This window comes from Geobacter sp. AOG2, assembly GCF_019972295.1.
GTDB lineage: Bacteria > Desulfobacterota > Desulfuromonadia > Geobacterales > Pseudopelobacteraceae > Oryzomonas.
In genome coordinates this window covers 1,983,628-1,997,554 of sequence record NZ_BLJA01000001.1, presented here as the reverse complement: position 1 = coordinate 1,997,554, position 13,927 = coordinate 1,983,628, and the positions used below count along the sequence as shown (strand labels likewise).

11 protein-coding genes are annotated in these 13,927 nt (G+C 54.2%); 7 read left to right on the top strand and 4 right to left on the bottom strand.

Translation table 11 applies throughout. The annotated features are described in order from the left end of the window. Positions 1–272 precede the first annotated feature (272 nt). From LDN12_RS09020 to LDN12_RS09000, 5 genes are all read left to right on the top strand, one after another. Positions 273–1,529 (top strand): CAP domain-containing protein, encoded by a 1,257-nt coding sequence (locus LDN12_RS09020; protein ID WP_223922342.1) that lies wholly within the window; start codon positions 273–275, stop codon positions 1,527–1,529. Positions 1,530–1,611: 82 nt separating this feature from the next. Continuing rightward, entirely contained in the window at positions 1,612–2,481 is an 870-nt protein-coding gene (locus tag LDN12_RS09015) for a hypothetical protein (protein WP_223922341.1), read from the top strand. A gap of 299 nt (positions 2,482–2,780) precedes the next feature. Beyond that, positions 2,781–4,382 carry an L-aspartate oxidase gene (gene nadB, locus LDN12_RS09010; protein ID WP_223922340.1) on the top strand — a complete coding sequence of 534 codons (1,602 nt, stop codon included), beginning with the start codon at positions 2,781–2,783 and terminating at the stop codon, positions 4,380–4,382. Between the two features lie 201 nt (positions 4,383–4,583). Then, positions 4,584–4,865, top strand: a complete 282-nt coding sequence (locus LDN12_RS09005; RefSeq protein ID WP_223922339.1) for a chorismate mutase — start codon at positions 4,584–4,586, stop codon at positions 4,863–4,865. 69 nt (positions 4,866–4,934) lie between these two features. Further along, positions 4,935–5,144 carry a hypothetical protein gene (locus tag LDN12_RS09000; RefSeq protein WP_223922338.1) on the top strand — a complete coding sequence of 70 codons (210 nt, stop codon included), beginning with the start codon at positions 4,935–4,937 and terminating at the stop codon, positions 5,142–5,144. Between the two features lie 154 nt (positions 5,145–5,298). On the opposite strand, the gene hisS is transcribed toward LDN12_RS09000, so the two are convergent. From hisS to LDN12_RS08985, 3 genes are all read right to left on the bottom strand, one after another. Continuing rightward, a complete protein-coding gene (gene hisS / locus LDN12_RS08995; protein WP_223922337.1) occupies positions 5,299–6,552 on the bottom strand; it encodes a histidine--tRNA ligase in 1,254 nt (417 codons plus the stop codon). Positions 6,553–6,596: 44 nt separating this feature from the next. Further along, positions 6,597–7,958, bottom strand: a complete 1,362-nt coding sequence (locus tag LDN12_RS08990) for a diguanylate cyclase (RefSeq protein WP_223922336.1) — start codon at positions 7,956–7,958, stop codon at positions 6,597–6,599. A gap of 88 nt (positions 7,959–8,046) precedes the next feature. Further along, positions 8,047–10,458 carry a DNA internalization-related competence protein ComEC/Rec2 gene (locus LDN12_RS08985; RefSeq protein WP_223922335.1) on the bottom strand — a complete coding sequence of 804 codons (2,412 nt, stop codon included), beginning with the start codon at positions 10,456–10,458 and terminating at the stop codon, positions 8,047–8,049. A gap of 216 nt (positions 10,459–10,674) precedes the next feature. On the opposite strand from LDN12_RS08985, the gene LDN12_RS08980 reads away from it, so the two are divergent. Next, positions 10,675–12,501, top strand: coding sequence for an ATP-binding protein (locus LDN12_RS08980; RefSeq protein ID WP_223922334.1), 1,827 nt, complete (start codon positions 10,675–10,677; stop codon positions 12,499–12,501). Continuing rightward, positions 12,498–13,544 (top strand): HD-GYP domain-containing protein, encoded by a 1,047-nt coding sequence (locus LDN12_RS08975; protein WP_223922333.1) that lies wholly within the window; start codon positions 12,498–12,500, stop codon positions 13,542–13,544. Before LDN12_RS08980 ends, LDN12_RS08975 begins: the two co-directional genes overlap by 4 nt. Before the next feature lie 81 nt (positions 13,545–13,625). Here LDN12_RS08975 and LDN12_RS08970 read toward each other — a convergent pair whose 3' ends face one another. Further along, entirely contained in the window at positions 13,626–13,919 is a 294-nt protein-coding gene (locus tag LDN12_RS08970) for a hypothetical protein (protein WP_223922332.1), read from the bottom strand. Positions 13,920–13,927: the final 8 nt, after the last annotated feature.

Genomic DNA, 13,927 nt, shown 5'->3' with positions numbered 1-13,927 from the left:
TGTCCGCGTATGGCCTCCCTCGGCAACGACGTAATTTTCTGCATAAAATGCATTATTAACCAGCAATAACAGCTGTTTGAACGGAAACAGCCCGCCAATTGTTTTTTATCAAATCCTGATAATTCAAACCCATATGCGTCAATATTATTGTAATTCTATAAAAAACAATATAAAATTTGATAACGCCATATCACCATAAATTTGTGCGGCTGCAAATACCATGATTTCAGAGACCAACTCAAGACGGTTACCTCTGTAAAACGAGGCTTAACATGGGATCTCAAATAAAAATACCGGAAGACCATTTTCCTGTTAACGGAACATATCGACCCCAAAGGAAATCAGATTTTGCTCTGAATGTGCAGGAGAGTGCTAAAAATCTGCTGAGTCAGGTTTTAGTCGGGGTCGGCCTCATGAAATCATCTGGTAGTAACGCCCCATCGACCTTACATAAAATACTATCAAATATCAATAATGCGGGTAAAATTGCTGCGGGTGAACGCCAACTATTGGGCAATTTATTAGTCCAATCCGGTCACATAACGCAAGATCAACTGGATTTTGTGTTAGCGGAGCAGAAGTATTCGGGTGAAAAAATCGGCGATATTTTTATTCGTTTAGGAATATTGACGGAACTGCAAGTGAAGTCAATCTTAAGCTTCCAATCCAACCAAGGCAAAGCAACCGATTCACCTTTACGTCTTGGCGATTTATTGGTGGAAACAGGTCAAATTTCAAAGGCCGACCTGGAATACGCTTTACATAAACAGAAAACGTCACATAAAAAACTTGGTGAAATATTAATTGATGAGGGATACGCATCTTCATCTTGTGTCGCACACGGAATCAAGCTGCAAAAAATGCTGATCACAGCATCATTGGCAGCTATTATTTCAATGGCTTCCGTGAAATCAAGCCATGCGGGGAATACAGAATCAAATGTCAGCCCCCAAAATATTATTCAAAGCGTGCTTCATGAATCCAGTCAGTTTTCCCATTTTTCCCCAAAAGAGCTTGAATTATGGGATCTGATCAATAATTACAGGCGGGAAAACGGCTTACCGCCTATCAACAGCTCTCGTTCTTTGACTAAAGTGGCGAGAGTCCATGCTATTGACCTTTACTCCAATACTCCCGCACAGGGACACGATAACCGCGGATTGGGCTGTTCGCTGCATAGTTGGTCGGGCAAGGGAAATTGGCAAGAGGTCTGTTACACAAAAGACAATAAATATGCCGAGTTCATGTGGGATAAACCTCGGGAAATCACTAACTTTACCTATACGGGAGATGGGTATGAGAACGCGTATTCCACCTCCGACAAAGAAATAAACCCAAAAAGAGTACTGGAAGCGTGGAAAAACAGCCCAAGTCATAATGCGATTTTGCTGGAAAAGGACCAATGGGCCGGAAGTAAATTGTCCGCATTAGGTGTAGGAGTTTATAAAAATTATGCAATAATTTGGCTTGGAACCGAATCAGATCCAGCGGGACCGGTCAATACAACGATGACTTTGGCAAGCAATTAAATCATCTGGGGCTTCACCTGTCACTTGGTATTCATCGAAAAACAATATAAACCCGGCGGATGCCTTAAAGGCGATGAGATTCATGTCAACGAAAAACAATCATAAACCATTAATGGCGGCCACTCGTTATATAAGGTGGTCTATTATAGTTTTTGTTTTAATTGCATCCGGTATTTTTATTCATTCTTTTGTTAAAGATAAAGAGGTACACGGGGGGGATGCTCACAAAACATCCGTACAAGTTCCCGTAGAAAAGCTGCAGGAACCAACTGAAGCCGATAGTGAGATATCTGGGAAATACTATGGATTGTGCGCTAAAAACAGTATTCGCTCAGTAAAGGATTTCCGTAGTACGGTTGAGAATGATCCGGTACTGGCGCGTCATTTTGAGGGATTCAACTGGCAAACAGCTCATCTGGGAAAACAGGACAATGAAATCTGGACATATGTCTCTTACAGAAAAGACGAGATGATCAGGAGGACGTCCAGGCCGGTCAGATTACCGAAGGGCGATGGGTACATAACCGATGGGACCCGCATGGTCCGAACTTTTTGTTGCAATGACTATATTGCCGCCCCACCTCCCGGCAAAGCAAATCCCGGACCTTCGGAGCGGGTTGATGGACCTCCCCGCCGGATTGCCGGTCCTGTTGAAGGGACACCGGTCGACCCAGTATCTAATCTACTTCCACCACCCATCGATAAATCTTTAGAGTCTTTTCCAACCAGCTATACGCTTACTTTTTTTGGCGGCGGTGGTGGTAATGGTGGTAATGGTGGTTTCGGTGCTTATAGTTCCGGGACTAAGCCCAACGACACTATTACAGCGACACCCGAACCGTCCACTTTCATCCTTTTGATTGCAGGCATTACCGTCATTGCATTTCTGGGAGGTATTCCCAAAAGGCTGGGGGCCCGTTCCCAAAAAGACGAAGGAGACTTCAATCATTGAAATCATTTTTGATTCGAACTTCAGCTGGAATTGACTAAGATGCTCCCCCTGCCATGAAAGCAGGGGGAGCATCTTACATTGGGACTCCTGAAGAAATCGCCTCATTTTCAAACCGAGAGACTTCCAGAGATTCTTACGCAATAAACAAAAAACTCTAAAGCACGAATGAAGCGACCCCGTTCAACCAGGCCGGCTTTTTTCCATTTTCTTCGTTTATCCCCTCTCCGCTTGACAAAATCACCCCACAGGAGAATAATTCAAAACTTTCGTGTATACAAAACCAGAAGGGACTGTGCGTTATGCTCATCGAAAGTGACTTTCTCGTCATCGGCAGCGGTATTGCCGGACTCTCCTTTGCACTCCAGGCCGCCGATCACGGCAGCGTTGCCCTCGTAACCAAGCGTGATATATCAGAATCCGCCACCAAGTATGCCCAAGGCGGCATCGCCTCGGTCTTCTCCGCAGAAGACTCCTTTGACGCCCATGTGGATGACACTCTGGTGGCCGGGGCCGGCATCTGCCACGAGGATGTGGTCCGCATGGTGGTGGAAGAAGGTCCCCAGACCATTCGCAACCTGATCGAATGGGGGGTCAAATTCACCACCGGCAGCGGCAGCGACGACTACGATCTGACCCGTGAAGGGGGGCACAGCGCCCGCCGAATTCTGCACGCAGAGGACATCACCGGCCGGGAAATCGAACGCGCCCTGGTGGAGGCCGTCCGCCAGCACCCCAACGTCCAGGTGTTCGAACACCACATCGCCATTGACCTGATCACCCAGGCCAAGATCGAGCGCCGTCCCCTGGAACAGAATCGCTGCCTGGGCGCCTATGCCCTGGATATCAATGCCGGCGAGGTAAAGACCTTTTCGTCCAAGATCACCCTGTTGGCCAGCGGCGGAGCCGGCAAGGTCTACCTGTACACCTGCAACCCGGATGTGGCGTCGGGCGACGGCGTCGCCATGGCCTACCGGGCCGGAGCAACCATCGCCAACATGGAGTTCATGCAGTTCCACCCCACTACCCTCTTCCATCCCCTGGCCAAGTCGTTCCTGATCTCCGAGGCGGTGCGCGGCGAAGGAGCCATCCTGAGGCGCCGGGACGGCACGGCTTTTATGGAGAAATACCACAAACTCAAGGACCTCGCCCCGCGGGACATCGTGGCCCGCGCCATCGACAACGAGATGAAGACCAGCGGCGATGACTGCGTTTTTCTGGATATCACCCACGAACCGGCTGATTTCGTGCGCAGCCGGTTCCCCAACATCTACCAGACCTGCATGGAGTTCGGGCTGGACATGACCAAGGAAGGTCTGCCGGTCGTACCCGCGGCCCACTACCTGTGCGGCGGCGTGGCGGTCAACACCGACGCGGAGACCGATATCCCCGGCCTGTACGCCATCGGCGAGGCCGCTTTCACCGGGCTGCACGGCGCCAACCGTCTTGCCAGCAATTCACTGCTGGAAGCGGCGGTCTATGCCGGCAAGGCCTATCGCCACGCCATACAGGCGGTAAAAAAACTGACCAACGGGCATCCAGAATTGCCGGTATGGGATTCGGGCACCGCCACAAACAGCGATGAGATGGTGGTGGTATCCCAGAACTGGGACGAGATCCGACGCAGCATGTGGAACTATGTCGGCATTGTCCGCTCCGACAAGCGACTTGAACGGGCCATGCGGCGTATCCGGCTGATTCAGGACGAAATCGAGGAGTATTACTGGAACTTCATCGTCACGTCGGACCTGATCGAGTTGCGCAACATCGCGACCGTGGCCGAACTGATTGTGACCTGTGCCCAGATGCGCAAGGAATCCCGCGGCCTGCATTACAATATCGACTACCCGGAGCGGGACGATATGGGCGGCAAAAAGGATTCATTCATCAAGAAGCAATTTTAGGAGGTTGTTGAAAAACAGCCATCTCGCCGCCGTCCTCGAAAGCCCTTTTGTGCGGTGTAGCGCTGCTACGACTCCGCAGGGCCTTCTGCTGGTGCGACGATCTGACTATTTTTGAACAACCTGGTTTTCAACAACCCGTTAAATCTTGTTCGTAATTAACTGCCGTAAAAACTGGATGCGTGACCAGTTGGGGGGGATTCATTGGACATTAATGAAATTCGCATCAGGATAGACCTGCTGGACGACGTACTGTTACGCATCTTCAACGAGCGCGCCCGCCTCGCCCTGGAGATCGGGCACCTCAAAAAGGGGCTGAGCCTGCCGGTCTTTGACCCGGCCCGCGAAAAGCGCATCTTTGCCCGCATGAAGACTGAGAACCCCGGCCCGCTGGACGATGGGGCCATCGTAAGGTTATTCGAGAGGGTTGTGGACGAATCGCGCCGTCTGGAACGCATCATGTCGCACGCAGAAGAAGAGGCATAACCGCTTCGCCTCGGACGCGGAGACAGATCGGAAACACTTCATGTATCAGATGAGAGGAGTTTGTTCAATATGTTGATTATTATGAAAAAACATGCAGCAGAAGAGACGCTTGACCAGATAAAGGAATATCTCATCACCCACGATTTCGACATTCATCAATCAACCGGCGCCAACCGTACGATCATCGGCGTCATCGGCAATACGGACACGTTGGACGATCACGAGATCGAGGCCATGCCCGGAGTAAGTCAGGTGGTGCGGATCAAGAAGGACGACTGAAAATCTGCTGCGGGGCCGTTCTGCGGCGTTGCCGCTCGCTCGGAAGCTCAACGTACCAAGGGGTACGCCTCGCATCCTCCCTCGCTTGCGCCTTGCATAACGACCTCCTCGCGACGATTTTCGAAAACCTGTTAGGCGGCGTCCGGGCGGGGGGCTAGGTTAAATTGGTCAGCATATTCATGATGTCTTCGCTTTTGAGGGGGACCTCAATCTGCTCCCCGTCCCTCATCCGCTTAAAGGCAGCCCTGCCCGAGGCGACCTCGTTCTCTCCGATGACGACACTGTACCGTGCGCCCAATTTGTCGGCGCGGCGCATCTGGCTCTTCAGGCTCTTGCCCTCGTACTCCAACTCCACCCGCACCCCCAGGCCCAACAGTTCATGCATCAGCCGGAAGGCAAAATCACGTTCCCCTGACCCCATGGTGGCGATGAACAGGTCCGGCTGACGGGAGAAGTCCTTGTCACCCAGAAGCAACGCCACGCGTTCGAATCCGATGGCAAAGCCGATACCTGGAATGGCCGGCCCCCCCAGTTGCGATATCAGGCCATCGTAGCGCCCTCCGGCCGCCACGGCCGATTGGGAGCCCAGAAGCCCGGTTACCAGCTCGAAGGTGGTGCGGGTATAGTAATCCAGGCCGCGCACCATGCGGGGGTTGATGCTGTACGGGGTGGCGGTGGAGTCCAGGTAACCCTTGACTCCGGCGAAGTGCTCGGAACACCCCCCACAGAGATGATCCAGCATGGAAGGCGCGCCAACGGTAGCCTCGATACACCCCGGCACCTTGCAGTCCAGGATGCGTAACGGGTTGGTGGTGAAGCGCCGCTTGCAGTCCTCGCAGAGGCTGTCCAGACGTTTCTCCAGGAATGCCACAAGCGCCGCGCGGTATGCGGGACGGCACTCGGGACACCCCAGGGAGTTTATCTGCAGGGAAGGTTCGTCCAGTCCGATCTCCCGAAAGAATTGCACCAGCATGTTCAGCACCTGGGCATCGGCCAGGGGAGCGGTGACGCCGGTGATCTCTGCGCCGATCTGGTGAAACTGGCGGTAGCGCCCTTTCTGCGGGCGTTCATAGCGGAACATGGGACCCAGGTAGTAGAGCTTGGCCACGGGGTCCTGGGCATACAGCTTGTGTTCGATGAAGGCCCGCATGACACTGGCCGTTCCCTCGGGACGCAGGGTAACGCTGTTGTCTCCCTTGTCGGTAAAGGTATACATTTCCTTCTCGACGATATCCGTGGCGTCGCCGATGGAGCGGCAAAACAGCTCGGTTTTTTCCATGATCGGCACGCGGATTTCGGAAAAGCCGTTCAGCTCGAAAACGCGGCGGGCTGCCTGTTCTATATACTGCCACCGATCCGATTCTGCCGGAAGGATGTCGTTGAATCCTTTAATTGCCGTAATGGACATGGGGGTTCCTCAGGTTGATAAGATAGAAACTAGATGGGAATGGGTCAGGGGGAGAGTGCAAAATGGCTGACACAGTTCTTTCCGCTGGATTTTCCGGAGTACATGGCCTTGTCGGCCATTTCCAGAAGCTCATACTTGGACAGGGTGTCATCGGGGCAACAGGCATAGCCGATGCTGCAGGTCAGACGAATATTGTAACCCTCAGACGCCATGAATACATGGGACTCGACCCTTTTACGAATACGTTCGGCCACCATATGGGCGGCATCACATCCCGTTTCCACCAGGATGACCGTGAACTCGTCGCCGCCATAACGGATCACCACGTCGATTTCGCGCACCGTTTTCTGCACCAGAGAACCCGTTTCCCGCAAAACCCGGCTTCCCACCAGGTGGCCATAGGTATCGTTGACGTTTTTGAAGAAGTCGATATCGAGAAACAGGACGGCGAGATGCGAGGAATAGCGTTCGGCCCGCTTCAACTCATGATTGAGTGCGACCTCCAGATAGCGGTGGTTGAACAGGCCGCTCAGGTCGTCGATAAAGAGCATGTCCTTGGCGCGGGAATAGGTTTCCGCATTCTCGAAGGCTTGTGAAGACTGTTCCAGCAAAAAGAGGATGTTTTTCCGTTCAAGCTGGATATCGGGCAACCGGCCGACCGGTTCGCTGAACAATAGCATCACTCCGTGAAACATTCCCCTGTTGCAGACGTATATCAGGCAGACCTCTTCGAGTGCGCCCGTAGCCTCGTCAGGAAGCATAAGCGTGTCGATCCGGTGGCTTGCCGGCATTTCTTCGGGTAATACCGACATAACGATCTTGCGGTAATATTCAGCGCTATCGGTGGTAAGCCCGCGCACCTCTTTTAACTCAAGTTTACTGTCGGCCTGGAAGAAACCGAGATAGCGCCCGACACCCAGCTCGCGAGCCACCGCCTCGACCATGAGATGATAAATCCGCTCCAGTTCGAGACAGCTGGCTATGGTCTGGCTGACCTGAAACAGGCTGACCATCTTCTTGAGTTCTACGTTTTCATTCAAAAGCCTGCGCTGTTGTACGCACAAGGCAACGGAATGACGGAATTCATCCGGGTTGACCGGTTTGAGCAGATAATCCCGCGCACCGTGTTTGAGGGCAAAAATGGCTGATTCCAGGTTGGTGTTGCCGGTCACCATGATGACGTCGATATCGGGATTTGCCCCTTTGACGCGGGACAAAACCTCCATACCGTCGATCTCGGGCATGATCAGGTCGGTAATCACCAGATCGTAGTGGTTTCCGGCAAGCATCTCCAAACCTTCGCCGCCGCCGGACGCGCACTCCACTTCATACCCTTCCTTTCTCAACAAGTCGGAAAAGGCATCCCGAAAAAAACGATCATCTTCTATAATAAGGATTCTTTCCATGAAGTGGGCCCGTGGATGCGTTAAAAATAATTATACCTAATCTCTTTACCGCATTTAAGCAAGATATGTCAATTCATGATGCGCGGAATCAGTCGGGACGATAGGGGGTTGCTACATTCCAGGAAACACCGTCGCTGGTCAGATCGATGGTGCCGTCCAGATCCGTGCGCCACGTGCGGATGCCGCGCCCTCGCAGCCGTTCAAGGGTCTGCCGCGCCGGCAGCCCGAAGTTGTTGCCCCGGCCTGCCGAGATCAGGGCCAGCGCGGGAGAAACCCTGCCGAGAAGCCTCTCCGACGTGGAGTAGCGGCTGCCGTGGTGGCCCGCTTTGAGCACCGTGGACGTCAGCTCGGCGTTACCTGCCAGTATGCGCTCTTCAGTGGGAAAACCGGCGTCGGCGGTGAAAAGCATACTGAATGAGCCGAAACTGAGCCGGAACACCAACGACTTTTCGTTCTCCTCCGCCTCATCGGTAACCGGCGGTCGGGGGACGGTCTCCCTCGGAGGGGAGAGTACGGCCAACTTGACGCCGTTGGCAAAGGTTAATTCGTCGCCGGCGGCCAGAGGGCGCCTCGGGACGTGCCGCTCAGCCAGTGCAGCCCGTAGTTGTTCGTATTGTTCGCCGGTGCCCCCCTGGGCCGGTTCCCAGAATTCGCCCACCGGAAAGGTGCGGGCAAGGAACGCCATCCCGCCGATATGGTCGGGATGGCTGTGGGTCAGCACCAAGCGGTCAATCCTGTGTACACCCAGCTTCCACAGGGCCGGCCCCAGGACCTGCCGGCCAAAATCACGGCCGTTGTCATGTAGATACCCTCCTCCATCCACGAGCATGGTCCCGCCATCGGGAAAACGAACCAGCAGCGACTCCCCCTGCCCCACACTGAGCATGGTGACGTGCAGACGTCCATCGGCCGCTGCCGGCGCGCTCAGATGGGTTATAACAGCCACCAGGGGCGGCAGGACACACAGCGCGTACGTGCCCCGAGAGCGCCGCAAAAAGGTGGCAAACACCATGAAACAGAGAAAACAGAGCATGTCCAGGCTGGTAATAGTGTGGACGGAGAATAGCGGAAGCTTTGCAAACAAGGCCACCAGCCAGTTGGAGAGCGCGGTGAGTTGCCCGGCGCACCATAACAGCACCCGGGCCGCAGGGGGGGCAAGATAAACCAACGGGAGCGCGGTAAAACCGGTCAGAACCGCTCCATAGCCAAGAATCGGGACGATCAGAAGGTTGGAGATGATGCCGTTAAGCGAGGTTTGACCGAAATAGAACAGGACCGGCACGATGGTGGCGCACGCCGCGGCGCAGGATACGGCTACGAACTGTATGAGGTTGCGCTGCCAGTTTTTTGGCACTCTCCTGGTGCCCTCCATAAATAATGGGACGGCGACAACTATGCCCCACAGGGCCAGGAAGGACAATTGAAAGGAAAGATCGAACAGGCTGGGAGGGCTGACGACAACCAGCACAAAGGCGGCCAGCAGTAACGCATTGAGCGGGTCTGTCTCGCGTTCGGCGTGGAGTGCCAGGACAAAGGCGGCCAGCATGATGACCGAACGGGCTGTGGCCGGCGCGGCGCCGGTCAGAAAGAGATAGGCCAGCATGGCGGGCACGGCCATCAAAAGCGCCGTGCGTCGCAAGTTGAAACGAAGGCCCAGAAATTCGGAACGGGTCGCCAGGTACAGGGCAACCGCGACGATGAACCAGGCGATGATGCCCACATGAAACCCGGAAATGGAGAGGATATGGTTTACACCGGCCCGTGTGTAGGCGTCATTCAGAGGGGCCGGGATACGTTTCTGGTCGCCGATCAGAAGGGCGGTTAGAACCGACGACAGCTCCCGGTCCGGTACCGTCGTCCGGATAAAATCGCCAAGACGGCGGGAAACGAGGTCAAAGCGCCGCAACAGCGAATCCTCGGCAGCACCGCGGAGCAGGACCATCCCGTCCGGTGCGGCAACCCTCCCCGTGGCCGTCACCCCCTGGTAGGCCAGGTAACGCGTGTAATCGAATTCGCTCGGGATCCCAAGCCGATGGGGCACGGTGATCCTGGCCATGCAACGGACCCGGTCGCCGCGTGTCAGGGGGGTGTCGCCCGTGGCGAGATATACCATCAACCTGCCACACGCCGGGACGGGGGAGCCTTCCCTGACAACTCCCTCGACCCGCAACACGAAACTGCAGCCCTGGGCGGCGGCCACCGGCCGCGACTGCACGATCCCTTCGACAATGATCGGGTCGCGAGTAGCAAAATTCCGTATGTCGTATGCCGGTACCACCGGATGCAGGTAGGCTCCCAGGAAATAGAGGCCCAGCACGAAAAAGAAGGTTGCTGAACAGAGGAGGAACGGAATACTGCTTTTGATCAGGCTACTGAGCACAAGACAACTGAAAACAGCGGCAAGTACCCCAACCGGAACCGCGACGGAATAGCCATCCGCCAGACAGAGCCCGACGGCCATCGACCAGAAGGGTATCAGGAGCGGATGGCGGCGGAACATGGGAGGCTTGCAGACGACGTGGGGTGTTGCCGGCAGTTATGCATCATTTTTCCCTTCGGGGAGGCCGCCCAAAAATAATTGTTGAGATCATTGACAAAAACGATAACAGAATAGTGTACGAGATACAATATTATGTGAGCCACTTGAAAACTTAACGATTGGATGATAAATATTTAAATTAGTGGAAAAGTGGAAAAGAAAAAGATTTGAGGATCCATGATCCCTGATCAGTCCCATTCAAAAAAGTCGATGTTACTGGCCGCTGCCGAATCGAGGCGTTACTACCGGGTCGCCGAGAATAACCAACGCCGGCGCCTTACCTTAGCCGAAGCCATTACGGCGGCCAATCTGCGTTTTATCGAGTCAGGAAGCATCAGTCAGATGGCTGCCGTCCTGCTCGACGCCTCCATGACCGTTACCAATTCGCCTTTCGGCATGTTTTACGAGTTACTTCCCACCGGTTCCGCCTCCATTCAGGCCCTTTCGCTGGCATCTTTCGACCCGATTTCCGAAGAAGATTGTTTTCGCACTATTCAATACGAAATCCGGCGTCATGGAAGTTATGAAATGAAGCGGCACCCTTCGATCTTTTTTGCAGCGGTGGACACTGGCGCCAGCGTTGTCATGGATTCTTCGGCGCACCACCAATGGATTTCCTGTCCCTGTCCGATCTGCTCTCCCCTTCTGACCCGTTTCATGGGAATCCCGCTTAAAATCGCCACCACAACGGTCGGCATGCTCTGTCTTGCCAACAAGAGCAGCGACTATCTCAAAGAAGATGTGGTGGAACTTGAACATTACGCACAGACCTGCGCCATGGCCATCGGTATCGCCCGAGCGGAACTCGAACGTAAAACCGCCATGGAACAACTTCGCCAAGCCCAAAAAATGGAGGCCATCGGGCAATTGGCGGGGGGAATCGCCCATGACTTCAACAACCTGTTAACCGTGATCAACGGCTATAGCACGCTGTTGCTCCAAAAGCTTGATCCGGACTCGCAGATGAATAAAGAAGTCGAGCAGATACTCAACGCCGGGGAACGGGCCACGAGCCTGATCCAGCAACTGATGACCTTCTGCCGCCGCCAGCTCATCTCTCCGCAACAGCTTAACGTCAACTCGTTCATAACCAGCCTCCACAAGATTCTCTGCCGATTGATCGGAGAGAACATCTCGCTCAACACAAATCTTTCGAACGATATCGGCTTGATCAAGGCTGATGCGGGGCAGATTGAGCAAATCATCATGAATCTCGTCATCAATGCCCGAGATGCCCTTGAGGGAGGGGGCGCCATCACCATCGCGACCAACAACTGCTCCCCGGATGACGACTTTATCCGTCAGCAGAGCGAGGTGCCGCCGGAGAATTTCATCGTCATCTCGGTCAGAGACAACGGCATGGGGATACCTCGTGAGATAATCAACAGGATATTTGAACCGTTTTTTACCACCAAGGTGCAGGGTTCCGGTACGGGATTGGGGCTTGCGACGGTTTATGGCATCGTCAAACAGGGCAGCGGGCATATTCAGGTCTTAAGCGAGGTCGGTGTGGGGACGGAATTCCGCATCTATCTGCCTCAATATCCCGATAACGAACAGGCCGTGACCGGTGACATCAAGGCACATGTGGCCGGTCAGGCCGTAACCGGTCTTATCCTGATCGTGGAAGATGATCAGTCGGTACTCGATCTGTCCGCAATTACCCTCAAATCCTGCGGATTCAGCGTATTGACCGCTTCAACCCCCCTGGATGCACTGGAACTATTCAAGCATCACGGCAACAGGATCGACCTGCTCCTCTCGGACGTCGTCATGCCAGTGATGACGGGCCCCGAAATGGCAAAGATCATGCGGGCTTCACATCCGGATTTGAAGATCGTTTTCATGTCCGGTTACGCGGACGAACAGCACGGCATTACCGATTTTCCACAAGAGGTGCAGAACCTTCTAATGAAGCCGTATAACCCGGTCGAGCTGACTCAGATCGTCAACGGGTGCATCGGAACCACTCCCAGGCGCTTCACAAACGGAGACCTTTCATGAATGAACACATCCTGATCGTTGATGACGAGGAAATGATTAGAGAGCTGCTCGCTTCGGCGTTACTCCAGGAAGGGTATATCTGCCACCTGGCGTCTAATGTGGATGAGGCGTTCGGCATCCTGAGCGAGCATACCGTCGATATGGTTATTTCTGACATCATGATGCCCGGCCGAAGCGGCGTAGACCTGCTGAGGGATATCAAAAAAATTGATCCGGACATTGCGGTCCTGATGGTCACCGGGCTCTCCGACATGAATACCGCCCTTGAGTGCATCCACCTCGGCGCGGACGATTACATATCCAAGCCTTTCAGCATCAATCGCGTTTTTCTGACGGTCAAGAATCTCATCGAAAAACGCACCTTGGCAATCGACAAAAAAAATTACCAGATAAGCCTTGAATTCAAGGTAATGGAACAGACCGAACAGATTCGCCGCACCATGAATGAATTGCACAAGGCCTATGACCATACCCTGACCGCCCTGGTAAAGGCCTTGGATGCCCGTGAAAAAGAGGTCGGTTCCCACTCGGAACGCGTGATGAATTATACCTCGCTGATGGCCGCAAAGCTGGGCATCAACGGGAATGATCTGGAACAATTGGCCAAGGGAGCTCTTCTGCACGATATCGGCAAGATCGGGATATCGGACAATATCCTGCTCAAGCCGGGCGCCCTTGATGAGGCCGAATGGATCGAGATGCGCCGCCACCCCCAGGTGGGATATGCCATCCTGTCCGAGATAGGGTTTCTGAAAGGGCCTGCCGAGATTATCCTCACCCATCACGAACGCTATGACGGCAGAGGCTATCCCAAGGGGCTGAAAGGCGAGCAGATTCCCATTGGCTCCCGGATATTTGCCGCAGTGGATACCCTGGACGCCATGACTTCGGACCGCCCCTACCGCAAGGCGCTCCCCTTCGATGCCGTCATCAGCGAGGTACGCGCTTTCCGCGGCAGCCAGTTCGACCCCGACATCGCCGACCTCTTCCTCTCCCTGTCCCGCAGCCAATGGGAGGAATGCGCCGGTAAGAAGTTTACCTGATGCGGTGACCCCGCATAAAAAAAAGGGGATGGTATAAACCATTCCCCCTCTGTGCCGTATATGATGGTCAAGCTCGCCCGTTCAGTCGTCGTCCCAGTCGTCCCGGTCGTCATCGTCCCGGTCGTCCAAGGCATCTCCGAAGGCGTCTTCATCCGTATCCTCCCCTTCTTCAGGTCCTTCCGGCAGGTACGTATGCGTGTCGTCCTTTTCCGAGATACGATCGAACCGAACCAGTAGTTCTCCGTTGGTGCAGAAACGACCGTTCTTGTAATTGCACCGCTCCAGGTCGCACAGGTCGAACAACTGGATTTCGTTGCAAAGCCTTTGTACCGGCGTTTCGGTTCCCTTTTCCTCGATGTCGTCTTTGCCCGGCACGACCTACC